At 63.2% G+C, this 22,652-nt stretch carries 23 protein-coding genes; 16 read left to right on the forward strand and 7 right to left on the reverse strand.

What is annotated here, in order from left to right:
* Window positions 1-38: 38 nt before the first annotated feature.
* From DRB19_RS01470 to uraH, 5 genes are all read right to left on the reverse strand, one after another.
* Window positions 39-470, reverse strand: coding sequence for a c-type cytochrome (locus tag DRB19_RS01470; protein WP_114184251.1), 432 nt, complete (start codon window positions 468-470; stop codon window positions 39-41).
* Window positions 471-610: 140 nt separating this feature from the next.
* Window positions 611-922: a rhodanese-like domain-containing protein gene (locus DRB19_RS01475; protein ID WP_114184252.1), complete on the reverse strand. Its 312-nt coding sequence runs from the start codon at window positions 920-922 to the stop codon at window positions 611-613.
* 64 nt (window positions 923-986) lie between these two features.
* Window positions 987-1,433 (reverse strand): peptidoglycan-binding protein LysM, encoded by a 447-nt coding sequence (gene lysM / locus DRB19_RS01480; RefSeq protein ID WP_114184253.1) that lies wholly within the window; start codon window positions 1,431-1,433, stop codon window positions 987-989.
* A 79-nt stretch (window positions 1,434-1,512) separates the two neighbouring features.
* On the reverse strand, window positions 1,513-2,955 hold the full coding sequence (puuE, locus tag DRB19_RS01485; RefSeq protein WP_114184254.1) for an allantoinase PuuE: 1,443 nt from the start codon (window positions 2,953-2,955) through the stop codon (window positions 1,513-1,515).
* 2 nt (window positions 2,956-2,957) lie between these two features.
* Complete coding sequence (gene uraH, locus DRB19_RS01490) at window positions 2,958-3,311, reverse strand: hydroxyisourate hydrolase (protein WP_114184255.1); 354 nt, start codon at window positions 3,309-3,311, stop codon at window positions 2,958-2,960.
* 174 nt (window positions 3,312-3,485) lie between these two features.
* Between uraH and DRB19_RS01495 the strand changes: the two genes are divergently transcribed.
* The 7 genes from DRB19_RS01495 to ligD all read left to right on the forward strand — a co-directional run bounded on the left by DRB19_RS01495 (window position 3,486) and on the right by ligD (window position 12,481).
* Complete coding sequence (locus DRB19_RS01495) at window positions 3,486-4,712, forward strand: urate hydroxylase PuuD (protein ID WP_114184256.1); 1,227 nt, start codon at window positions 3,486-3,488, stop codon at window positions 4,710-4,712.
* A 98-nt stretch (window positions 4,713-4,810) separates the two neighbouring features.
* Entirely contained in the window at window positions 4,811-5,245 is a 435-nt protein-coding gene (locus DRB19_RS01500) for a GlcG/HbpS family heme-binding protein (protein WP_114184257.1), read from the forward strand.
* Between the two features lie 149 nt (window positions 5,246-5,394).
* Window positions 5,395-6,978, forward strand: a complete 1,584-nt coding sequence (locus tag DRB19_RS01505; RefSeq protein WP_114184258.1) for a peptide ABC transporter substrate-binding protein — start codon at window positions 5,395-5,397, stop codon at window positions 6,976-6,978.
* A gap of 83 nt (window positions 6,979-7,061) precedes the next feature.
* Window positions 7,062-7,982, forward strand: a complete 921-nt coding sequence (locus DRB19_RS01510) for an ABC transporter permease subunit (RefSeq protein ID WP_114184429.1) — start codon at window positions 7,062-7,064, stop codon at window positions 7,980-7,982.
* A gap of 8 nt (window positions 7,983-7,990) precedes the next feature.
* Window positions 7,991-9,133 (forward strand): ABC transporter permease subunit, encoded by a 1,143-nt coding sequence (locus DRB19_RS01515; protein WP_114184259.1) that lies wholly within the window; start codon window positions 7,991-7,993, stop codon window positions 9,131-9,133.
* Between the two features lies 1 nt (window position 9,134).
* Complete coding sequence (locus DRB19_RS01520) at window positions 9,135-10,766, forward strand: ABC transporter ATP-binding protein (RefSeq protein ID WP_114184260.1); 1,632 nt, start codon at window positions 9,135-9,137, stop codon at window positions 10,764-10,766.
* Window positions 10,767-10,909: 143 nt separating this feature from the next.
* Window positions 10,910-12,481: a non-homologous end-joining DNA ligase gene (gene ligD / locus DRB19_RS01525; RefSeq protein WP_114184261.1), complete on the forward strand. Its 1,572-nt coding sequence runs from the start codon at window positions 10,910-10,912 to the stop codon at window positions 12,479-12,481.
* 73 nt (window positions 12,482-12,554) lie between these two features.
* On the opposite strand, the gene DRB19_RS01530 is transcribed toward ligD, so the two are convergent.
* On the reverse strand, window positions 12,555-13,190 hold the full coding sequence (locus tag DRB19_RS01530) for a glutathione S-transferase family protein (protein ID WP_114184262.1): 636 nt from the start codon (window positions 13,188-13,190) through the stop codon (window positions 12,555-12,557).
* Between the two features lie 138 nt (window positions 13,191-13,328).
* On the opposite strand from DRB19_RS01530, the gene DRB19_RS01535 reads away from it, so the two are divergent.
* A complete protein-coding gene (locus DRB19_RS01535) occupies window positions 13,329-14,150 on the forward strand; it encodes a polyphosphate kinase 2 family protein (RefSeq protein WP_114184263.1) in 822 nt (273 codons plus the stop codon).
* 11 nt (window positions 14,151-14,161) lie between these two features.
* Here the strand turns inward: DRB19_RS01535 and DRB19_RS01540 are convergent, their stop codons facing one another.
* Complete coding sequence (locus DRB19_RS01540) at window positions 14,162-14,746, reverse strand: carboxymuconolactone decarboxylase family protein (RefSeq protein WP_114184264.1); 585 nt, start codon at window positions 14,744-14,746, stop codon at window positions 14,162-14,164.
* A 172-nt stretch (window positions 14,747-14,918) separates the two neighbouring features.
* Between DRB19_RS01540 and DRB19_RS01545 the strand changes: the two genes are divergently transcribed.
* The 8 genes from DRB19_RS01545 (at window position 14,919) to DRB19_RS01580 (ending at window position 22,631) form a co-directional block, all read left to right on the forward strand.
* Complete coding sequence (locus tag DRB19_RS01545; RefSeq protein WP_114184265.1) at window positions 14,919-15,755, forward strand: universal stress protein; 837 nt, start codon at window positions 14,919-14,921, stop codon at window positions 15,753-15,755.
* An 8-nt stretch (window positions 15,756-15,763) separates the two neighbouring features.
* Window positions 15,764-16,678, forward strand: coding sequence for an SMP-30/gluconolactonase/LRE family protein (locus DRB19_RS01550; RefSeq protein ID WP_114184266.1), 915 nt, complete (start codon window positions 15,764-15,766; stop codon window positions 16,676-16,678).
* Between the two features lie 123 nt (window positions 16,679-16,801).
* Window positions 16,802-17,716 carry a DMT family transporter gene (locus DRB19_RS01555; protein WP_114184267.1) on the forward strand — a complete coding sequence of 305 codons (915 nt, stop codon included), beginning with the start codon at window positions 16,802-16,804 and terminating at the stop codon, window positions 17,714-17,716.
* An 85-nt stretch (window positions 17,717-17,801) separates the two neighbouring features.
* Window positions 17,802-18,992, forward strand: a complete 1,191-nt coding sequence (locus DRB19_RS01560; RefSeq protein ID WP_114184268.1) for a substrate-binding domain-containing protein — start codon at window positions 17,802-17,804, stop codon at window positions 18,990-18,992.
* A gap of 7 nt (window positions 18,993-18,999) precedes the next feature.
* On the forward strand, window positions 19,000-19,776 hold the full coding sequence (locus DRB19_RS01565; protein WP_114184269.1) for an ABC transporter ATP-binding protein: 777 nt from the start codon (window positions 19,000-19,002) through the stop codon (window positions 19,774-19,776).
* Complete coding sequence (locus DRB19_RS01570) at window positions 19,769-20,494, forward strand: ABC transporter ATP-binding protein (RefSeq protein ID WP_114184270.1); 726 nt, start codon at window positions 19,769-19,771, stop codon at window positions 20,492-20,494. Before DRB19_RS01565 ends, DRB19_RS01570 begins: the two co-directional genes overlap by 8 nt.
* Window positions 20,491-21,510 (forward strand): branched-chain amino acid ABC transporter permease, encoded by a 1,020-nt coding sequence (locus tag DRB19_RS01575; protein ID WP_114184271.1) that lies wholly within the window; start codon window positions 20,491-20,493, stop codon window positions 21,508-21,510. The genes DRB19_RS01570 and DRB19_RS01575 overlap by 4 nt, the downstream gene beginning before the upstream one ends.
* On the forward strand, window positions 21,507-22,631 hold the full coding sequence (locus tag DRB19_RS01580) for a branched-chain amino acid ABC transporter permease (protein WP_114184272.1): 1,125 nt from the start codon (window positions 21,507-21,509) through the stop codon (window positions 22,629-22,631). Before DRB19_RS01575 ends, DRB19_RS01580 begins: the two co-directional genes overlap by 4 nt.
* The last annotated feature ends 21 nt before the right edge of the window (window positions 22,632-22,652 follow it).

A 22,652-nucleotide genomic window follows, 5' to 3' on the forward strand; every position in this document is an offset into this window, starting at 1 on the left:
CCGCGTCGGCCGCCCGGATCAATCAAGTCGCCAAGAACTCAGCTCTTGCGGAAGGATGTATGGCAGCCGCCGCAGTTCTGTAGAACCTTGGGAAGTTCCGCCTTGAAGGTGGCCTCGTCCTTGATGGCGGCGAGCGCGGCCTGCGCCGACTGATCGAGCTTTGCGAAATGCGATTCGAAGTCGGACTTCTTCTCCCAAACGGTCGGGAGCGCTCCGGTCTTCTCGGCGCCCTTCGTGCTTTCAGGGTACAGCGGCGTGGACTTCTTGGCGTTCTCGGAGAAAACCTTCAGGCCAGCCTGGGCTTGGGCCAGATCGAAAGGCGCCTGCCCGCGCAGCATGCCGCCCAGCGTGCGCGATTGTGCGCCCATCTCCTTCATCAGGCCCTGGCGCTGCTCGACGATGTTGCTTTGTGCGATCGCTGCGGTCACGCCGAGTGCCAGAAGGCCGGCGACGAAGATACTACGCTTCATACAGTTCCCCTATTCTTGCTACGGCATTCGGCTTCTCTTCGGCCGGCGCCCGCGGGCCACATTAGTGCACAAGTTCCTTAAGATGAGCACTCTAGCTTCGAACAAATCTGTGTGATGGATCCAATTTATTCTTGCGCCGCCTATGCGATCGGCTCTCCGGCCGCCGCCCAATCCTTGAAACCGCCTTTGTAATGCTCGCGAATGTCTCGCCCGGCGGCCTGCGCAAACTCAATGGCCCGCAGGGATCTGACGCCCGCCGCGCAGGAGAACACGATCCGCTTGTCGGTGGGCAAGGCTGACGGATCGAACGCCGACAAGGGATTCAAGACCGCACCCGGAATGTGCCCGGCCGCGAATTCATGCGGCTCCCGGACGTCGACCAGAACGATCGAGCCGTCCGCGAGTCCCTGTTTGACGTCCTGGCGATCGAGATCGACGACGTGTCCGCTCATGAAAGGATCCTCCGTGTTGCTGACGACTCATTAAGTCTCCGCACGGAGGACCGCAATCGCCGGCTTATGAAAGCGGCGGGATGCGAACCACCCAGCCGGGCTGGATCATGTCGGGATCTTTGACCGGAGGAGAGTTCGCCTTCACGATCTCGGTGTACTTCGCGCCCTTGCCCTTGCCGTAATGCTTCTCTGCAATCTCCCAGAGGGTATCGCCCTTCTGGACCGTATACATGGTCGACTGGGTGGCCGGCTGCTGGATCTGGAGCTCGCTGGTGTCCACCTCGGCCACGCCGTAGGTGTTGCCCAGGGACAGAATGATCTTCTCGGCCTCCTCCTGGCTGACCGCCTGGCCCGACAGCTTGACCTTGTCGCCTTCGACCTGGATGCCGAGCTTTCCAGCGTCGAAACCGTGGCCCTGGACCTGCTGCTGCAGCTTTTCAGGGGTTGCAGCCTGGGCTCCGCCCCCGAAAATCTTGGCTCCCGCCTCCTTGATGAACTTGAACAAACCCATGACTGTCTCCTCCTAGGACGCCGCGTCGAGGACGCGGCCAAGCTACGAACAAGACGTGCGACGGGCTGAACGGTTCCGCTTAGGCCAGGGACGAGAATACGTCCGCGAGCGAGGGCAACCGGTCCTTGAGCCTCAGAAGCGCGATCAATTCGATCTGCACGATGGCGGCGTCGAACTCCTCATCCGCCTCGTGTTCCAGGCGCTCCTCGAAGGCTGCCATGATCTCGGCCTTCGACCGGCCCTTGACCGCCATGATGAACGGAAACCCGAATTTCTGCTTGTAGGCGTCATTCAAGGCCAGGAACCGGGTCCGCTCCTGCTCGGTGAGGCTATCGAGGCCGGCTGATCTCTGCTCGCCCCGGGAATCGTCGGTGAGTTCGGCGAGTTTCAGCCGTCCGGCGAGGTCGGGATGGGCGCGGATGAGGGCGAGCTTCTGGTCGCGGCTTGCCTCCGAGAGCACATGGACCATGGCCGCATGCAGCCCCTCGGCGGTGTCCTGTGCAGGAGAGAGGCCCGCATCGTAAGACCGACCGGCGATCCAGGCGGAATGCTCGAAAATATCCCCGAACGCCTCGATGAAGACAGCCCGGCTCATGGTGCTGGGCTTCAGGTAGGCCGGGCGATGCCGCCGGAGCCAGTGGCGCGCGATATCGATGCGCCTTGCCACCCATACGCGCTCGTGGGAGGCCACGTAATCGAGGAAGCGCGCCACAGCCGCCGCGCGCCCGGGACGACCGGCCAGCCGGCAGTGCAGACCCACCGACATCATCTTCGGCGCCGTCTCGCCCTCCGCATAGAGGGTGTCGAAAGTGTCCTTGAGATAGGCGTAGAACTGGTCGCCGGAGTTGAACCCTTGCGGGGTCGCGAAGCGCATGTCGTTGACGTCGAGGGTGTAGGGCACGATCAGTTGCACATGCTGCCCGTGCATTTCCCAGTAAGGCAGCTCGTCCGCATAGGAATCGGCGCTGTACAGGAAGCCGCCCTCCTCCGCCACAAGGCGGTTCGTGTGCTCGGACGTGCGACCGGTGTACCAGCCCAGCGGCCGCTCCCCGGTCACCTGCGTGTGGATGCGGATCGCTTCATTGAGGTGAGCCCGCTCCTCCTCGACCGAGAAGTCGCGGTAGTCGATCCACTTGAGGCCGTGGCTCGCGATCTCCCAGTCGGCCTCCTTCATGGCGGCGACCGCGTCGGGATTGCGCATGAGGGCGGTCGCGACCCCATAGACGGTGACCGGCATGCCGCGCTCGTTGAACATCCGCCACAAACGCCAGAAGCCAGCGCGGGAGCCGTACTCGTAGATCGACTCCATGCTCATGTGCCGCTGCCCGAGCCAGGGCTGAGCGCCCACGATCTCCGACAGAAAGGCCTCGGAAGCCCGGTCCCCGTGCAGAATGTTGTTCTCGCCGCCCTCCTCGTAGTTGATCACGAACTGGACGCAGATGCGGGCAACATTCGGCCAATGGGGATGGGGTGGGTTCAGGCCGTAGCCGATCAGGTCGCGGGGGTAAGAGGTCTCGGCCATGGTCAGCTTCCTCGATAGGTGGAATAGCTCCAAGGCGAGACGAGAAGGGGCACGTGATAGTGCCCGAGCGGCTCTGCAATGGAAAAGCGAATGGGAACGGTGTCGAGGAAAGGCGGATCGGCCGCGGCCGTCCCGACCGACCTGAAATAGGCCCCCACGTGGAACACCAGTTCATAGGTTCCCGTGTGGAAGGCCTCCCCGGTCATCAGGGGCGCGTCCGTCCGTCCGTCCGCATTGGTCGTCGCGCGCAGAAGCGAGCGCCGTGCATCGCTCTCCATGATGAAGAGCTCGATCTCCACGCCCTTGGCCGGCTTGCCATTGGCGGTGTCCAGGACGTGGGTGGAAAGTCGGCCCATGGGAACCTCGTACCGTCAGTCAGGCGACGGAGCTTTTCGATGCCACGTCTCCGCGTCAAGGCGAAGGATTGATTTTCGGGAGTCGGTTCCTGTTGAAAAAGCGCCGGCCCGGCCCTTTCGCAAACCGGTGGGCCGCCCTAGGCTACCGCCTCCCGATATCTTTCAAGTGGCCGTATGATCGATCCGCAGATTTCCGAATGGATCAGCCAGCTTCTCCGCTGGGTCCATGTCATCACCGCGATTGCCTGGATTGGCTCGTCCTTCTATTTCATCCATCTCGATCTGAGTCTGAAACGGCGGGAGGGCCTGCCTCACGGTGTCAGCGGCGAGGCCTGGCAGGTCCACGGCGGCGGCTTCTACAACATGCGCAAATATCTCGTGGCCCCGCCCGAGATGCCCAAGGAGCTGACCTGGTTCAAGTGGGAGAGCTATTCCACCTGGATCACCGGCTTTTTCCTGATCGTATGGGTCTATTACCTCCATGCCGACCTCTACACGATCGACCCTGCCGTGCGGGCTCTCGCGCCCTGGCAGGCTCCAGTCATCGGCATCGGCGGGATCCTCTTGAGCTGGTTGGTCTATGAGGGCTTGTGCCGCTCAGCCCTCGGCAAGAACGACCGCGCGCTGGGCATCGTGCTGTTCTTCTACATTCTGGCCGCCGCTTTCGTGTTCACCCAGGTCTTCAACGGCCGCGCGGCCTTCCTGCATACGGGCGCGATGATCGCTACCTGGATGTCGGCCAGCGTTTTCTTCGTGATCATCCCGAACCAGAAGAAGGTGGTGGCGGACCTGCTGGCCGGCCGTGAGCCGGATCCCGCCCTCGGCAAGCAGGCCAAGCAGCGCTCGACCCACAACAATTACCTGACGCTGCCGGTCATCTTCCTGATGCTCTCGAACCACTATCCCCTCGCCTGGTCATCCCGTTACGCGGTGGCGATCATCGGGCTGATCGTCATTGCGGGCGCAATCATCCGGCACTTCTTCAACTCGCAGCATGCCGGCAAGCGCTCGCCCTGGTGGACTTGGGGCGTGGCTGCCGCCTCCATCGCCCTTGCGATCTGGCTGTCGATCATCGGCAAGCCTGGCAACGCCAATCTGGCGGATGTTCAAGGCGAAACTACACCGACAACTGTGACGGCTTCCTTCGACGAGGCGGTTCTGGCCATCCAGGCGCGCTGCTCCATGTGCCATGCCGCCGAGCCGGTCTGGGAGGGCATTCACATCGCCCCCAAGGGGGTGCGGCTCGACACGCCGGAGGAGATTGCCCGCCATGCGGAGATCATCCGGATCCAGAGCGTGCTGACCCATGCGATGCCGCCCAACAACATCACAGAGATGACCCTGGACGAGCGAAAGATCGTGGCCAACTGGCTGGCCCAGAAGGAAGCGGCAACGCAGTGAAGGCCTTCCAGGGGACATGCACCTAAAGACGGGACGTCTCCGCTCTGGCCGCTCTCAACCTCTGATCTATAACCTGCTCACGCAACAAGGAACCGGCTGTGTCCGAACTCACGCTAGAAACCGCTCAAGCCATTCTCGCATCGACGCTCAGGGCCGCGCGGACCAGGGGGTTCAAGCCGCTGTCCGTGGTGGTCTACGACGCGCGCGGCGCCATCAAGGCAGCAGCATCGGAGGATGGCACCAGCCTCAAGCGCATGGAGATCGCCATGGGCAAGGCCCAGGGGGCGCTGGCCATGGGCTTGGGGTCGCGGGCCCTTCACAAGATGGCGACCGACCGGCCTCATTTCATCGCGGGCGTGACCCACGCAGTCGGCGGCTTCATGGTGCCGGTTCCGGGGGGCGTCCTGATCAAGGATTCCCAAGGGCACCTGCTTGGGGCGGTGGGCGTCTCGGGCGATACGTCCGACAACGACGAAATCGCGGCCGCGGGCGGAATCGAGGCCGCGGGGCTCACGTTCGATGCCGGAGCGTAAGGCCCCGCGGACGGTAAAGTCCGGTCTTTTCAGGGCTTTCAATCCCACTGGACAGGAACGGTTGTTCGCGCAACAAATGAGACAAGGTCACGCCTCAAGGTAGCGGCCGAAGCATTTCAAAACTCAATAACGAGAAGGGAACGGATCCAATGTCATGGTTGAAAAGAGCGGCGCTCACAGCCGTCGCCACGGCAGCCCTCATGGGCGCCGCGTCGGCCGAAGTCGTCTACAATCGCGCCAATTCCGGCGAGCCTGAGACCCTCGACACCCACAAGACCTCCACCGTGCAGGAATCCCACATCCTGCGCGACATGCTCGAAGGCCTCGTCACCTACAACGCGAAGGGCGAAGCCGTTCCGGGCCAAGCCACCAAGTGGGAAATCAGCGACGACGGCAAGACCTATCGCTTTACGTTGCGCGACGGCCTGAAATGGTCCAACGGCGACCCGGTCAAGGCTGCCGACTTCGTCTTCTCCTATCGGCGCATCGTGAACCCGGAGACGGGCGCGAAATACGCCAATATCCTGTACCCGATCCTGAATGCGGAGAAGATCAACAAGGGCCAGGGCAAGATCGAAGATCTCGGCGTCAAGGCGGTGGACGACAAGACCGTTGAGATCAAGCTCGAGCAGCCCACCCCGTACTTCATCGAGCTCTTGACCCACCAGACCAGCCTGCCGGTTCATCAGGCGTCTGTCGAAAAGTTCGGCAAGGACTTCGTGAAGCCCGGCAACATGGTCACGAATGGGGCCTACAAGCTCGTGGAGTTCGTGCCGAATTCGCACATCAAGCTCGCCAAGAACGAGAACTACTACGACGTCAAGAACGTCCAGATCGACACCGTCAACTACTTCCCGACCCCGGACTTCGCCGCCATGGTGCGCCGCTACGAGGCCGGCGAGCTCGACACCACAGACGACGTTCCAGCCGACCAGATGAAGTCGCTCAAGCAGCGCTTCAAGGATCAGGTTCACGTCGGCCCGTGGCTCGGGACCTATTTCATGATCGTGAACTCTTCCAAGGCTCCGCTCAACGACGTGCGCGTGCGCCAGGCGCTCTCCATGGCCATGGACCGCGAGTTCATTGCCGAGCAGATCTGGGGCGGAACCATGCTGCCCGGCTATTCCTTCATGCCTCCGGGCGTTGGCAACTACGGCGAGCCGGCCTTCATGGACTATAAGTCCGCGTCGCCGATCGACCGCGAGGAGAAGGCCAAGGAGCTCTTGAAAGAAGCGGGCTTCGGCCCGGGCAAGCCGCTCAAGGTCGAAATCCGCTACAACACCACGGATAACAACCGAAACACCGTTGTGGCTGTCGCCGACCAGTGGAAGCAGATCGGCGTCGAGACGTCCATGATTAATACGGACGGCAAGACCCACTTCGCCCATCTGCGTGACGGCGGCGATTTCGACATCGCCCGCTACGGCTGGATTGCCGACTTCTCCGACCCGGAGAACTTCCTGTTCCTGCTCAAGAGCGACAACAAGGGCTTCAATGCCGGCAAGTACAACAATCCTGAGTTCGACAACCTCCTCAAGCAGGCCGCAGGCGAGCTAGATCTGAAGAAGCGCGCCGACATCATGAAGAAGGCGGAAGCCGTCGCTATGAAGGACATGCCGTGGATTCCGGTCATGTACTACGGCAAGAGCCACCTGATCTCGCCCAAGATCAAGGGCTTCGAGCACAACACGCGCGGCGTCTATCCGTCTCGCTTCCTCTCGAAGGTCCAGTAACTTTTTGACCCCCGTGGGGCGGTCTGGTCTCCAGACCGCCCTATTTCTTTTGCGTTGATGCGTTGCAGCGGGAGGAGCTTACCTTGCTCTCCTTCATCCTTCGCCGATTTCTATCGGCCATCCCCACCCTCTTCATCATCGTCACCATTTCGTTCTTCCTGATCCGGCTCGCGCCGGGTGGGCCGTTCGATCTCGAGCGGCCCCTCGAGGCCAAGGTGATGGAGAACCTTAACCGCATCTATCAGCTCGACCGTCCCCTCATCGAGCAGTACTGGCTCTACCTGAGCGCGGTCATGCGCGGGGATTTCGGCCCATCCTTCATCCTGCGGGACTTCTCCGTGGCCGAGCTTTTCGCCCGAGGTCTTCCCATTTCCATGACCTTGGGTGCGCTGGCCCTCTCCTTCGCGATCTTGGTCGGGGGCACGCTCGGGGCCATCGCGGCCCTGCGCCAGAACAGCGGGGTGGATTATCTCGTCACCGGCATGGGCGCTCTTGGCCTCACCATCCCCAATTTCGTGGTGGCGCCGGTCTTTCAGATCGTCTTCGGCCTTGCGCTGGCTTGGCTGCCGGTCGCCGGGTGGGCCAATGGCAGCCCGCGCAATCTCGTGCTGCCGGTGATCGTGCTTGCCCTGCCGCAGATCGCCGTGGTGTCGCGCATGACCCGCGCGGCCATGATCGAGAACCTGCGCTCCAACCATATTCGCACCCTGCGTTCGCTCGGCCTGCCGACCCGGGTGATCGTGGCCCACGCCCTGCGCGGCGCGGCGCTGCCGGTGGTGTCTTATCTCGGTCCTGCCGCGGCGGCGCTTCTGACCGGCTCGGTGGTGGTGGAAACCATCTTCGGCCTGCCGGGCATCGGCCGCTATTTCGTCGAAGGGGCGCTCAACCGCGACTACACCCTCGTCATGGGCACGGTCGTGGTGGTCGCCGTGTTCGTTCTCCTGTTCAACCTCGTGGTCGATATCCTCTACGCCCTCATCGATCCGCGCATCCGCTACGACTGAGGTGTGCCATGGCCGAAGGCGCTGTTCTTCCTGTCGAAACCATGACCGGCCCCGTCGTCGGGCGCTCCCTCTGGGCGGAGGCCCGGGGGCGGCTCGTGCGCAACCGCGCAGCCCTCACCAGTCTCATCGTCCTGGGGCTGATCGCGCTCGCGTGCATTTTCGGGCCCTTTTTCACCGGGCATCCCTTTGATCGGGTCTATCCTGACTACGTCAAGGTTCCGGCGAGCCTCGAGGCCTATCCCACAGCCGAGCAGATCGAGCCGAACATCGAGCGCATCGGCTCCCGCGTGCGGGCGAAGCCGGAGAACATCACGATCGACGGCGACGTTGCGCGCATGACCCTGGTGAGCACGAGCAGCCGCCCGGTGGACGAGAGGCTTCTGGCCTATTTCGAGCGCTCGGATCTCTTCAGCACCGCCCGGGTTGTGGAGCGCCAGGACGAAGGCCAGCGCCTCCTGGTCGAGGTTCCGGTGAGACGCCAGCACTTCCTGTTCGGGACCGATACGAACGGGCGCGATCTTCTGACCCGGACCATGAAGGCGGGGCAGATCTCGTTGGCCATCGGACTTCTGGCCACCTTCGTGGCCATTCTCATCGGGGTGATCTACGGCGCGACCTCGGGCTATCTCGGAGGCCGGGTCGACCTCGTGATGATGCGCATCGTCGACATCCTCTATTCGCTGCCGTTCATTTTCTTCGTCATCATGCTGGTCGTGTTCTTCGGCCGCAATTTCATCCTGATGTTCATCGCGGTGGGCGCGGTGGAATGGCTCGACATGGCGCGCATCGTTCGCGGCCAGACGCTGTCGATCAAACGCCAGGAATACGTCCAGGCAGCCGAAGCCCTCGGCGTGGAAACGAGGGGCATCATCCGCCGACACGTGATCCCCAACACGCTTGGACCCGTGGTGGTCTACATGACCCTGCTGGTCCCGAAAGTGATCCTGCTCGAAAGCTTCCTGTCGTTCCTGGGCTTGGGCGTTCAGGAGCCCAATACAAGCCTCGGCGTCCTGATCTCCGAGGGAGCGAAGAACATCCAGGGAGCGCCCTGGATGTTGATCTATCCGTCCATCACCCTGGTCGCGATCCTGTTCTGCCTCAACTTCATCGGCGACGGCCTGCGCGACGCCCTCGACCCGAAGGATCGCTGACATGGCAGACCCCGTTCTTTCGGTCCGCAACCTTCACGTCCGCTTCCGCACGGGCGACGGCACCCTGCATGCGGTGAAGGGCATCGACCTCGACGTAGCCGCGGGCGAGACGGTCGCTATCGTGGGCGAGTCCGGCTCCGGCAAGAGCCAGACCATGATGTCTGTCATGGGGCTTCTAGCCTCGAATGGCTGGGCAGAGGGTTCGGTGAGGTACCGGGGCGACGAGCTGGTGGGCCTGACTCCCGACAAGCTGAACCACTATCGCGGCTCCAAGCTCACCATGATCTTCCAGGAGCCGATGACGTCGCTCGATCCGCTCTATCGGATCGGAGATCAACTCGCCCTGCCGCTCACCGCTCATGGAGGATTGAGCAAGGCACAGGCGCGGGCGCGGGCCATTGAACTGTTGGAGCTCGTGCGCATCCCGGATCCGGCCCGGCGCATCGACTCCTATCCGCATGAATTGTCGGGGGGCCAGCGCCAGCGCGTGATGATCGCGATGGCGCTTTCCAATAATCCCGACGTGCTGATCGCCGACGAGCCGACTACGGCCCTCGACGTGACCGTGCAGGCGCAAATCCTCGAACTCCTGCGCGACCTGCAGAAGCGGCTCAGCATGTCCATCGTGTTCATCACCCACGACCTCGGCATCGTGCGCCGTTTCGCGGACCGCACCTATGTGATGAAGCGCGGCGAGGTGGTGGAAAGCGGCCGCACGCAGGACATCTTCTCCGCCCCGACGCATCCCTATACCCGGATGCTCATCGACGCCGAGCCTACCGGCCGGAAGGAGCCCGCGCCCCTCAATGCGCCCCTTGTGATGGATGCCCGGAACATCGAGGTGCAGTTCGCCATCAAGTCAGGACTGTTCAGCCGCACGAGCCATGTGCTGCGCGCCGTCGACGGGGTGAGCCTATCGGTCCGCGCCGGCGAAACGGTCGGAGTCGTAGGCGAATCCGGCTCGGGCAAGTCGACCCTCGGGCGGGCCATCCTGCGCCTCCTGCCGGCCTCGGGAATGGTGCGCTTCGAAGATCGCAATCTCATGCCGCTTGATCGCGGCGGGATGCGCCCCTTGCGGCGACACCTCCAGCTCGTCTTCCAGGATCCCTTCGGGTCTCTCTCCCCGCGCATGACGGCGGGCGAGATTGTCACCGAAGGGCTGCTGGTCCATGAGCCCAGCATATCCCGAAAAGAGCGCGACCGGCGCGCCGCGCAGGCCTTCGACGAGGTCCGGCTCGATCCTGCCTGGCGCAACCGCTTCCCGCACGAATTCTCCGGCGGCCAGCGCCAGCGCATCGCCATCGCCCGAGCCATGATCCTGCACCCGAAGCTCGTCGTACTCGACGAGCCCACATCGGCCCTCGACCGCTCCGTCCAGAAGGAGATCGTGGAACTCTTGCGCGACCTCCAGAAGGCCCATGCCCTCGCCTACGTGTTCATCAGCCACGACCTGGCAGTGGTGCGGGCGCTGTCGGACGAGATCATGGTGATGAAGAGCGGCAAGGTGGTGGAGCGCGGCACTGCGGAGCAGATCTTCGACAGGCCGCAGGAGAATTATACCCGCGACCTGATCGCCGCGGCCTTCCTGCATGAACGGAAACCCGGCAAGGCCGAGGCGCCCCTCGCCTCCTGAAGATCAAGCCCGGACAAGGCGCGCTCTTCCCTTCTCCTTGTGGGGAGGGAACGAGGGGACGCTTGTCGTAAGGTGTGGCGGACGTTCTCGCCAACTCTGAGACTCTGGAACCGGATCGCCGGGTGCGGATTTGACTCCGCGCCATGGCAAAGCTCGCGACCTATCGCGCCAAGCGCGACTTCACCAAGACCTCTGAACCGAAGGGAAAGCCCTCCCGCAGGCCCGGGGCCTCTTTCACTATCCAGAAGCATGACGCATCCCGTCTGCACTACGATTTCCGGCTCGAGCTGGATGGGGTCCTGAAAAGCTGGGCGGTTTCCAAAGGACCAAGTCTCGTCAAGGGCGAGAAGCGCCTCGCGGTTCATGTGGAGGATCATCCGCTCGAATACGGCGATTTCGAAGGCACCATTCCGGAGGGACAGTATGGCGGCGGCACGGTCATGCTGTGGGATCGCGGAACGTGGGAACCTGAGAGCGACGCACAGGAAGGCTACGCCAAGGGTCGTATTACCTTCCGCCTCCAGGGCGAGAAGCTGCATGGAAGCTGGCATCTGGTGCGCATGGGTAAGCGCCCGAAGGAGCGCCAGGAATCCTGGCTGCTCATCAAGGCCGAGGATGAGCATGCCCGGTCGGAGGACGATCCAGATATCCTTGAGGAGGAACCCTTGTCGGTGAAAACGGGCCGGTCCATCGAAGAGATCGCCGGCAAGCCAAAAGCACCAGCGAAGAAGACCGCGGCCAAATCCGCCAAGGCGAAGGCTGACGTGACGCCGGCCAAGACGAAACGAACCTCATCCAAAAAGACCAAGGATACTCCGCCGGCTGAAGTGGCGGGCGTGCCCCTCACCCATCCGGACCGGCTGCTCTGGGAAGAGCAGGGACTGACGAAGCAGCAGCTTGCCGAGTTCTATGCAGGCATTTCCGATTGGCTTCTGCCGCATCTCGTCGATCGACCTTTGACGCTGATCCGCTGTCCGTCGGGAGCCCAGAAGCATTGTTTCGTGCAGAGGCATTCCTGGGCCGGTCTCAGCGACTTCATCCATCGTGAAATGGTGCCGGACGGCAAGGGCGAGCAGGAAGTTCTGCTTGTCCGGGACATTCAGGGCGTCGTCGCTCTCGTACAGTCCGGCGTGCTGGAGATGCACGTTTGGGGCGCGACCATCGCCGACCTCGCCCGTCCCGATCGCCTAATCTTCGACTTCGATCCCGGCGAAGGTGTGGACTGGCCGATGGTGATCGAGGGTGCCCGCGCCGTACGGGATCGGCTGAAAGCCATTGGGCTCGAAAGCTTCGTCAAGACAACAGGCGGCAAAGGCCTGCACGTGGTGGTGCCGGTCACGCCGAAAGCCACCTGGAAAGAGGCTGCCGCCTTCACGCGCCAGATGGCGGAAGCCATGGCGGCGGAGGAGCCCGATCGCTACACCACCACGTCCGTCAAAGCCGAGCGCGAGGGCAAGATCTTCATCGACTACCTGCGCAACAACCGCGAGGCGTCGGCGGTCGCGCCCTACTCCACGCGCTCGCGGGAAGGTGCGCCTGTGGCGACGCCGGTCGCCTGGGACGAGCTTTCGCCAAAGATCAGGCCCAACGGCTTCACGGTGCAGAACCTCCCCAAGCGCCTTGAAGCACTCAAGGCGGACCCGTGGGCGGACCTGACGAAGATCGACCAGGTTCTGCCTGAAACCAAACGCGCACGGCGCAAGCCCAAGGGTTGAGCCGCTCACTCCGACACTGAGCTCTGTCATCCATGGCTGAGGCTAACCCGGCCATGACGGCTAACAGGCTCCCTTAGAAGACCGGGGTCCGGATTCCCTCGACCTTGAACGTCTCCTGCACGGCCGGTAGTGCGAAGACACGCTCGGCGAATGCATTCAGGTTCGGGATCGCCCGTGCGGGCCGAGGCATCCCGCGGCTCCAGCGCATGAGCATGAGCAGGAAGAGATCGGCGGCCGAGAAGCGCTCCCCCAGAAGCCATTGCTTGTCGCCGAGCTGTTCGGAGATCACGTCGAACATCCGGTCGAGCCGCTGTCCCGCTGTTTCCTTGACGCTGGGCACGGCGGTTTCGTCGTTCACATGTTCATGCGGGTAGAACCACGCGCGAAACTCGGGCTGAGGCGTGTTGGTGAGGTGCACCATCCACTTGTAGAACTCCGCCCGCTCCGCGGTGCCGACAGGTGGTGCAAGTCCCGCATCGGGATACTTGTCCACGAGGTGAAGCACGATGGCTGCTGTCTCGAACAGGACGAGATCCCCGTCCACCAGAACGGGAATGCGGCCATTGGGGTTGAGCTTGAGATATTCCGGGCTTTTCTGAGCGCCTTGCCCCCGGTCCACCAGGCGCAGCTCGAACGGCACGCCCAGCTCGCGCAGGACCATGTGCGGCAGAAGACTGGCGTTACCCGGGTAGTAATGAAGAGCAAGCATTCCCAACCTCTCATCCTCGAATGCCGCTCTTGGTACGACCGGGCTATCGGCGAGTAAAGCCGGAGCAGGTGTCATGCGCATCTTCTTTTCGCCCTGCCCCGCCCTATCGTTTCGTATGAGGCGGAAAGGGCGTGCGTGATGGTTGAAGCGCTGGACTTGGTCGAGAAGCTTCGGATCCGGCCAGGGGAGCAGATCCGCCTGTCGGACCGTGATCCTCGGGACAAGTGCGGCCTTGCCGCCAAGGAGGAAGCCGAGGCTCTGACCCGCACCTGTGCGCAGGAGATCGACACCCTGCAGGACCACCTCTACGCGGAGGGCCGGCGTGCGCTTCTGGTGATTCTTCAAGGCACCGATACCTCCGGAAAGGACGGGACGATCCGGGGCGTCTTCAATGCGACGGGCCCGCTCGGTGTGTCGGTCACGGCCTTCCGGCAACCCTCCGAGATCGAGCTCGCCCACGACTATCTCTGGCGCGTCCACGCCGTTTGCCCAAGGCGCGGCACCATTGGCATTTTCAACCGATCCCATTACGAGGAGGTGCTGGTCGCGAAGGTCCGCGGCTTTGCGCCGAAGGAGGAGATCGAGCAGCGCTACGAGCAGATCAACGCGTTCGAGAAGATCCTCGTCGAGAACGGCACCACAATCCTCAAATTCATGCTCCACATCTCCAAGGACGAACAGGCGGAGCGCCTTCAGGAGCGTCTCGACAATCCGGAAAAGCACTGGAAATTCAGCGCCGGCGACCTGGATGATCGGAAGCACTGGGACGAGTTCCAGGAGGCTTACGAGATCATGCTGAACCGCTGCTCGACTCCGTGGGCCCCGTGGCATGTGATTCCGGCCGACCGAAAATGGGTCCGCAACGCCGCGATCGCGTCCATCGTCAAGGCAACCCTCGAGGCGATGGACCCGCGTTATCCGGAGGTTTCGTGGAACCCGGCCGACTTCAAGATTCCCTGAAAGAACCGGTCTCAGTATACCTTGCCGACCGTCATCACCGAGCGAAAGTCCTCGTCACTGTCGATGTAGCTGCTTTCGGGCCCTGCTCCCACGGCGTCGAAGAACCGGCTGACGAAACAGCGGAACGCGGCGCAAAGAGCGATGTCGCAAATTTCCCGATCGGTGAAGCCGACGGCGCGTAACCGATCAATGTCGGCCTGCGTAACCTGAGATGAGTCCTGAGCGACCTTTTCTGCATAAGTCAGCATCTCCAGGTCCTTCTCCGACAGGCCGGCCGTTCTGAAATCCCGCTGCACGGCCATCACGGCCTCCTTCGATCCCAGATCGCCGATCAGCTGCTTGCCGTAGACATAGGAGCAGTAGGTGGATCGCGTGTGCTTGGCGGCGATGAGCGTGATCAGACGCCACTCCCGCAGGCCAAGCGAGAATCCGGACCGGATCCGGTCGGAAAAATCGGTGTAGATCGGCAGCAAGTCCGGGCGCGCGGTGAAGCACTGCGTCGCGGCCATCACGAAACCAAGCTGCGATTTCTGCTTCCCGTAGATTTCCGCGATCCGGCCGGTTGCGTCTTCCTCGGCTATCGTGTGCAAGAACATCTGGACCTCCGAGCGGAGTGCTCACGCACATCAGCCTAGCAGGAATCCACCTGGTTCGGGATCCCATGCAGCCTGCAGCGCCCGGCCCGGTTCTTGGCGACAGGGCAGCGCCGCCTTACAACCTTGGCTGTATGCACTTGCCGACAGGCCGAATGAGCGCGACAATACACTCATGAAAACCATTCTCGTCCCCATCGAAGACCACGCCGTGGTCGAGCCCATCCTGGAAACGGCTCTCCTTCTGGGCCGCGCCTTCGACAGCTACATCGAGGGCATCGCGATCACGCCGGATTATCCAGTCGTGCTCCCGGTCGATATCGCCATCGGGGTGCCGTCGCCGATCACCCCGGAGAACCGGGTCGAAATGGCCAGGGCCTGCCGGGAGCGCTTCGAGGCCTTCATGGTGACGAAGCAGATTTCCCGCGCGGCCGCTGGATTTGCCACGCTAGGCTATGGCTGGCGGCAGGACGGCCTGATGGAGGATGCTTTCCTGGGGGCTTACGGGCGGGTTTTCGACGTGAGCGTTCTCGGCCGGCCGGACGGTGCGAGCGGCCGGACACGCCTGTCGACCGTGGAATCCGCCTTGTTCGAGACCGGCCGCCCGGTTCTGATCGCGCCCCCCGCCCCTCCACGCAGTCTTGGCGAAACCGCTGTCATCGCCTGGAACCGGAGCACGGAAACGGCCCGCGCGGTACTGGGATCCATGCCGCTTCTCGCCAGGGCCCGCCGGGTCGTCGTTCTCGAACTCGAGGATTGGGGCGTTCCCGGGCCTTCGGGGTCCGAACTCGTGCGCGCCCTGCGGATGCACGGCATCGAGGCGCAGGCCATAACGGCGCCCGATCCCAACAACAGGCCGGGCGAGACGATCCTGGCGGAGGCTGGTGCGTTGGGCTGCGACCTGCTGGTGAAGGGAGCCTACACCCAGAGCCGCCTCAGGCAGATGTTCTTTGGCGGCGCAACAAGCCACATCCTGGGCAACACGACCATTCCAGTCCTGATGGCCCATTAACCGACGCCATGTTCAGGGATGTCGCCGTCACACTGGACGAACGCTTCCGGCGTCTTGCCGTCGGCAATGCACGTCTCGAAAAACTCGCGGAAGGGTGCCGGTGGGCCGAGGGACCGGCCTACTTTCCGGCAGGCCGATACCTCGTCTGGAGCGACGTGCCGAACGACCGCATGATGCGGTATGACGAGACCTCGGGCGCCGTCAGTGTCTTCAGGGCCCCATCGGGCTATTCGAACGGCAACACGGTCGACACGCAGGGACGCCTGGTCACGTGCGAACACGGCTTTCGACGGGTAACCCGCACGGAGCACGACGGCTCGATCACCGTGGTCGCCAGCCACCACGACGGCAAGCGCTTCAACAGCCCCAACGACGTGGTGGTGAAATCCGACGGTTCGATCTGGTTCACCGATCCGGCCTATGGGATCGACACCGACTATGAAGGCCACAAGGCCGAGAGCGAGATCGGCGGCTGCCATGTCTATCGCGTCGATCCCCAGAGCGGCGCGGTCACGCGGGTCGCCGACGATTTCGTGCGCCCCAACGGCATTGCATTCTCTCCCGACGAGAAGCGCCTCTACGTGGCCGATACGGGCGCGACCCATGTGCCGGACGGCCCGCGCCACATCAGGGTATTCGACGTGGCCGAGGACGGCGGCCTCGCCGGGGGATCGGTCTTCGCCACTTGCACCAACGGGCTGTTCGACGGCTTCCGGCTGGACGATTTCGGGCGGATCTGGACCAGTGCCGGGGATGGAGTCCATTGCTATGATCCGGACGGCACCTTGATCGGCAAGATCCTCGTGCCCGAGAACGTCGCCAACGTGGTCTTCGGCGGTCCCAAGCGCAACCGTCTGTACATCTGCGCGACGACCTCGCTCTACGCCGTCATGCTGTACGTAAACGGGGCCAAGACGTTCTAGAGCACCCCTTTTTCCGCTCGATGCGCCGGCGGCCGCAGGACAGCCATGTCACGGGCAGCTTGTCATTCCAGGCCGGATCACCCATGGATGCGCCGCGCATAAGCGTGATTTCTCGAGCTTTTCATGTCCTTTCCTGCCTTCAAAATTCGATCTGGCGTCCCCTTCGGCATTGGAATGATGCTGCTCGGCGTCTTCCTGTTCTCCATGAACGACGTGATGGGGAAGTGGCTTGTGGCCACCTATTCGGTCGGCCAGGTTCTGCTCCTGCGCAGCATGGCGGCGCTCGTGGTGCTGCTTCCCCTCATGCGCAGGCAGAAGGTCGCTCTTGAGATCCCGCCGCAGCCGGGGCTTCATCTGCTGCGGATCACGCTCTCGACCCTGGAGGTCGCCTGCTTCTACTGGGCGGTCACATACCTGCCTCTTGCGGACGTGATGACGTACTACCTCGCAGGGCCGATCTACGTGGCAGCCTTTGCGGTTTTCTGGCTCGGCGAGAGGCTCGACCGGCAAAGGGTGGCCGCCATCGGCATCGGTTTCGTGGGCGTCCTGATCGCCCTGCGGCCGTCGCCTGCCACCATGAGCCTGCCTGCCCTCATCGCGCTTGGGGGCAGCGTCTTTTACGCCCTCCTCATGATCACGACCCGGAAGCTCCGGGACACCGACGACGGCACCCTGGTCCTCGGCCAGATCATCGGAGCGCTTATCTTCGGCATCGTGGCGGCCCCCTTCGGCTGGGTCAATCCGAGCCTGCTGGATCTGGCCGGGTTGTTCCTCCTGGGGATCATTTCCATGGCCGGCCATGCCTGCGTGAACCGTTCCCTCAAGATCGCTCCGGCGTCGATCGTCGCACCCTATCAATACACCCTGATCGTTTGGGCCATTGTGCTGGGATACCTGTTCTTTGGCGACATCGTGCAGTTCTGGACACTCATCGGCGCGGTCGTGATCTGCGCCGCCGGTCTTGCGCTGCTTCTTCTGGAGCGCGAAGCCGCCCGGCGCGAGAAAGATGTGGAAGCTCCGATCCTGCCGGAGGCGTGAACCCCTCCACAGATGCTCCCAGAGTCGTGCTTGACAGGCCGCGAGGCGGAAGGGTCAATGACGCTATAAAATCATGGGGAGCCCGATGCGCCTGAAGTCTAAAATTATTGCCGCAACGGCAAGTCTTTTGCTCACGTCCACTGCCTACGCGCAGGACATCAAGATCGCCCTGATCGCCGGCAAGACCGGCCCGCTGGAGGCTTACGCCAAGCAGACCGAAGCCGGCTTCATGATGGGGCTGGAATATCTCACCAAGGGCACCATGGCGGTGAACGGCCGCAAGATCACCGTGATCGTGAAGGACGACCAGCTCAAGGCCGATCTCTCCAAGACCCTGCTCGAACAAGCCTACAACGATGACAAGGTCGACCTGGCCGTCGGCACCACGTCGTCCGCTGCGGCGCTGGCCATGTTGCCGGTTGCGGAAGAAAACGAGAAGGTTCTGATCGTCGAGCCCGCCGTGGCGGACGCGATCACCGGCGACAAGTGGAACCGCTTCATCTTCCGCACGGCCCGCAACTCCACGCAGGACGCCTACGGGGCGGCTGCTGCTGTCCCCGCCAGCGGCGACGTGAGCATCGCGACCCTGGCGCAGGACTATGCCTTCGGCCGCGACGGCGTGGCGGCGCTCAAGAACGCGCTTGCCGAAATCCGCCCCAACGCCAAAGTGGTGTTCGAGGAATACACCCCGCAGAACGCCACCGACTTCACGGCTTCGGCCCAGCGCCTCTTCGATGCGCTCAAGGACAAGCCCGGCAAGAAGATCATCACCATCATCTGGGCAGGCCAGCATCCCCTGCCCAAGATCGCGGACCTGAAGCCGGAGCGCTTTGGCATCGAGATCGCGCCGGGCGGCAACATCCTGCCGGCCATGCAGATCTATAAGAACTATCCGGGCATGGAAGGCGCGGTGTACTACTACTATGCCTTCCCGAAGAACCCCATGAACGACTGGCTCGTGACCGAGCACCAGAAGCGCTTCAACGCCCCGCCGGACTTCTTCACCGCAGGTGGCTTCGCGGCGGCTTCCGCGGCTCTCACGGCGATCGAGAAGGCGGGCGGCACCGATACCGAGAAGCTGATCAAGGCGATGGAAGGCATGACCTTCGAGACCCCGAAGGGTCCCATGACCTTCCGCAAGGAAGACCACCAGGCCCTTCAGGTCATGTATCACTTCAAGGTCAAGGCGAACGGCAAGGATCAGAACGACCTTCTGGACCTCGTCAGCACGATCCCAGCCGACAAGCTGCCGATCCCGGTCCGGAACAAGCGCTGATCCGACAGTGAACCTTTCAACAACCACGCCCGCGCTGGAAACGCGCGGGCTGACCATTCGGTTCGGCGGCCATGTGGCGGTCAACGACGTGTCGTGCCGGTTCACGCCCGGCACGCTCACGGCCATCGTCGGCCCGAACGGCGCCGGCAAGACCACCTATTTCAATCTCGTGTCGGGGCAGCTGCGCGCCACCGCCGGACAGGTGCTGGTGGACGGGCAGGACATCACAGGCCTGCCGCCATCCGCACGGACGCGGCGCGGACTCGGACGGGCCTTCCAGCTCACCAACCTGTTTCCGCAGCTGACGGCGCTGGAGAACGTGCGGCTCGCGGTGCAAAGCCGCGCCGATGCGGGCTGGTCGCTTTTCAAAGTGTGGAACAGCCGGCGCGATCTCATCGAGAAGGCGGAAGCGGTTCTTGAGCGGGTGCGGCTCGCGGACAAGCGCCATGTGGCCCCCAAGGCCCTCTCGCATGGCGACCAGCGCAAGCTTGAAGTGGCTCTCATCATCGCCATGGAGCCGAAGGTGTTCATGTTCGACGAGCCGACCGCCGGCATGAGCGTCGACGAGGTGCCGACCGTGCTCGAACTCATTCACGACATTAAGCAGCGCGGCGACGCGACGGTTCTCCTCGTGGAGCACAAGATGGACGTGGTGCGCTCGCTGGCGGACCGCATCATCGTGTTGCACAACGGGACGCTTGTGGCGGATGGCGAGCCTGCGGAAGTGATCGCCTCGCCGGTCGTTCAGGAAGCCTATCTCGGACTGGAGGCCGCCCGTGCCTGAGCCCCTGCTCCAGCTGGAAGGCGTGCAGACCCATATTGGGCCGTACCACATTCTCCACGGCGTGGACTTCGATGTGCCTGCCGGCAGCCTGACCATGCTTCTCGGCCGCAACGGCGCGGGCAAATCCACGACGCTGCGCACCATCATGGGCCTGTGGCAGGCCTCCTCGGGACGCATCCGCTTCGATGGGCGCGATATCACGGCGAGCGCCACGCCGGACATCGCGCGGGCGGGCATCGCCTATGTGCCGGAAGCCATGGGCATTTTCACGGATCTGACCGTGCGGGAGAACATCGTCCTTGCGGCCCGCAGCGGCCCCGTCGACAGCGCGCGGCTCGACTGGATGCTCGGGCTCTTCCCTGCCCTCAGGCGCTTCTGGAACCTGCCCGCCGGCAATCTCTCCGGTGGACAGAAGCAGATGCTGGCCATTGCCCGCGCCATCGCCGAGCCGCGCCGGCTTCTGCTTGTAGACGAACCCACGAAGGGTCTCGCGCCCGTGATGGTTCGCAGCATGATCGAAGCCTTCAAGGCGCTGAAAGCGGCAGGCGAGACAATCCTGCTCGTCGAGCAGAATTTCTACGCGGCTTCGGTACTGGGAGACGGTGTGGTGGTCATGGACGACGGCCGCATCGTTCATAGCGGCCCCATGAGCGACCTCGTGACGGATCAATCCCTGCAGCAGCGCCTGCTCGGCCTCAGCCTGGATGCTCACCAATGACCGACATGGCAGAACCCTCCTCCGTCTCCGAGCTACCCATCACCAGAACGGACTGGCTGCCGCTGGCGCTCGTGCCTGCGCTGGCGCTGCTGGCGCTTCCCTTCATCGGAAGCCCATCCTCCTGGGTGACGCTCACCGTGGCCGGTCTCGCCATGGGCATGATGATCTTCCTCATGGCATCTGGTCTCACGCTGGTGTTCGGCCTGATGGACATCATCAATTTCGGCCACGGGGTCTTCATTTCGCTTGGGGCCTACGCGACTCTTCTGGTGCTGGGGCCTCTGGCCGCCTGGGGACAGGCGGATTCGGTCGCGCTCAATCTTACCCTTCTCGGGCTCTGCATCGTGGCCGCCATGGCCGTGACGGGGATTGTCGGGGCGGTCTTCGAGCGGGTGATCGTTCGTCCGGTCTATGGCAGCCACCTGAAACAGATCCTCGTCACCATGGGCGGTCTCATTGTTGCCGAGCAGGCGATTCACGCTATCTGGGGTGCGTCGCCGATCCCGATCCAGCTGCCTGAAACCCTACGCGGCGCGTTCGTCCTCGGCGACATCGTCATGGAACGCTTTCGCGTGGTCGCAGTGGGAATTGGGCTCCTGGTCTTCATCGCGATGCAGCTCGTTCTCAACCGCACGCGTCTCGGCCTGCTGATCCGCGCCGGCGTCGAGAACCCGGAAATGGTCGAAGCGCTCGGCTATCGCATTCGCCGCCTTTTTGTCAGCGTCTTCGTGGCGGGATCAGCGCTCGCCGGCCTCGGCGGCGTCATGTGGGCCTTCTATCGCCAGACCCTGACCGCCAGCATGGGCATGGAGGTGATGGTCCTGGTGTTCATCGTGATCATCATCGGCGGCCTGGGCTCGGTGGGCGGATGCTTCGTAGGCTCCATCCTGGTTGCCCTCGTGGCGAATTACGTAGGCTTTCTGGCCCCCAAGCTCGCGCTGATCTCCAACATCCTCGTCATGGCTCTCGTGCTGATCTGGCGTCCGCAGGGCCTCTTTCCGGTAGCACGCCGATGACCGCGACCTCCATCCCCGCTCTCTTCGACGAGACCCGCGTCCGCGGCGGCTTCCTGCAGGGGCTCCTGTCATCGGACCTCCCCCGATCACGGGTCCTGTCGTTCATCCTACTGGCCATTCTCGCGATTCTGGCCGCAACGCCCTTTCTCTTTTCCGGCAGCCAGCCCCTGAGCACCGCGGCGAAGATCTGCGTCTTCATCGTTCTGGTGGCGAGCTATGACCTGCTGCTCGGCTATTCCGGGATCGTGTCCTTCGCCCACACCATGTTCTTCGGCATCGGCGGCTACGGTGTCGCCATCGCGCTCGAACGACTGGGGGCAAGCTGGACATCGGTCGCCGTCGGGCTTGCGGCGGCCCTTGTGCTCTCGGCCCTGCTGGCCGCGGCCATCGGGCTGCTCTCCTTGCGGGTCAGGGCGATCTTCTTTTCCATGATCACGCTTGCGGTGGCGTCGGCGGTCGCTGTGCTGGCCTCGCAGCTCTCCGAAATCACCGGCGGCGAGGACGGCCTGTCCTTTCAGCTACCGTTCGAGCTCCGACCAGCATTCCGCCCCCTGTCGGAGCCGCTCTTCGGCGTGACCGTCAACGGACGTGTGGTGGCCTATTATCTCGTGTTCTTCGTGGCCCTTGGAGTATTCCTGCTCCTTCTGCGTCTCGTGAACTCGCCGTTCGGGCGGGTGCTCCAAGCCATCCGCGAGAACGAGTTTCGCGCCGAGGCGCTAGGCTATCGCGTCGTCGCCTACAGGACCGCAGCCTCCGTGATCTCCGCTTTGGCGGCGGCGGTTGCGGGCGCGCTCATTGCTCTGTGGCTGCGCTATAACGGACCGGACACGACCCTGTCCTTTTCGATCATGATCGACATCCTCCTGATGGTGGTCATCGGCGGCATGGGAACCATGTACGGCGCGGTCATTAGCGCAACCCTCTTCGTGCTGGCGCAAAGCTACCTGCAGGTCCTCATGGAGGCCGGCAGCACGGCTTTGTCGGGCGTCCCGATCCTTCCCAACCTCATCCACCCTGACCGCTGGCTGCTCTGGCTCGGCGCCCTGTTCATCATCAGCGTCTATGCGTTCCCCGGGGGGATCGTGGGCCGCCTGCGGCAAGGACGGTCGTCACGAGCTTGACCGTGCAACCAAGCCCGCGGT

This window comes from Microvirga aerophila, from assembly GCF_003332305.1.
GTDB lineage: Bacteria > Pseudomonadota > Alphaproteobacteria > Rhizobiales > Beijerinckiaceae > Microvirga > Microvirga aerophila.

Coding starts and splice junctions, on each gene's coding strand:
- DRB19_RS01540 (WP_114184264.1), bottom strand. CDS start 14,746: ATGTTCTTGCACACGATAGCCGAGGAAGACGCAACCGGCCGGATCGCG.
- DRB19_RS01550 (WP_114184266.1), top strand. CDS start 15,764: ATGTTCAGGGATGTCGCCGTCACACTGGACGAACGCTTCCGGCGTCTT.
- DRB19_RS01505 (WP_114184258.1), top strand. CDS start 5,395: ATGTCATGGTTGAAAAGAGCGGCGCTCACAGCCGTCGCCACGGCAGCC.
- DRB19_RS01535 (WP_114184263.1), top strand. CDS start 13,329: ATGGTTGAAGCGCTGGACTTGGTCGAGAAGCTTCGGATCCGGCCAGGG.
- DRB19_RS01470 (WP_114184251.1), bottom strand. CDS start 470: ATGAAGCGTAGTATCTTCGTCGCCGGCCTTCTGGCACTCGGCGTGACC.
- DRB19_RS01575 (WP_114184271.1), top strand. CDS start 20,491: ATGACCGACATGGCAGAACCCTCCTCCGTCTCCGAGCTACCCATCACC.
- DRB19_RS01475 (WP_114184252.1), bottom strand. CDS start 922: ATGAGCGGACACGTCGTCGATCTCGATCGCCAGGACGTCAAACAGGGA.
- DRB19_RS01495 (WP_114184256.1), top strand. CDS start 3,486: ATGATCGATCCGCAGATTTCCGAATGGATCAGCCAGCTTCTCCGCTGG.
- DRB19_RS01555 (WP_114184267.1), top strand. CDS start 16,802: ATGTCCTTTCCTGCCTTCAAAATTCGATCTGGCGTCCCCTTCGGCATT.
- DRB19_RS01530 (WP_114184262.1), bottom strand. CDS start 13,190: ATGCTTGCTCTTCATTACTACCCGGGTAACGCCAGTCTTCTGCCGCAC.
- DRB19_RS01515 (WP_114184259.1), top strand. CDS start 7,991: ATGGCCGAAGGCGCTGTTCTTCCTGTCGAAACCATGACCGGCCCCGTC.
- DRB19_RS01560 (WP_114184268.1), top strand. CDS start 17,802: ATGCGCCTGAAGTCTAAAATTATTGCCGCAACGGCAAGTCTTTTGCTC.
- DRB19_RS01545 (WP_114184265.1), top strand. CDS start 14,919: ATGAAAACCATTCTCGTCCCCATCGAAGACCACGCCGTGGTCGAGCCC.
- DRB19_RS01580 (WP_114184272.1), top strand. CDS start 21,507: ATGACCGCGACCTCCATCCCCGCTCTCTTCGACGAGACCCGCGTCCGC.
- DRB19_RS01520 (WP_114184260.1), top strand. CDS start 9,135: ATGGCAGACCCCGTTCTTTCGGTCCGCAACCTTCACGTCCGCTTCCGC.
- lysM (WP_114184253.1), bottom strand. CDS start 1,433: ATGGGTTTGTTCAAGTTCATCAAGGAGGCGGGAGCCAAGATTTTCGGG.
- puuE (WP_114184254.1), bottom strand. CDS start 2,955: ATGGCCGAGACCTCTTACCCCCGCGACCTGATCGGCTACGGCCTGAAC.
- uraH (WP_114184255.1), bottom strand. CDS start 3,311: ATGGGCCGACTTTCCACCCACGTCCTGGACACCGCCAATGGCAAGCCG.
- ligD (WP_114184261.1), top strand. CDS start 10,910: ATGGCAAAGCTCGCGACCTATCGCGCCAAGCGCGACTTCACCAAGACC.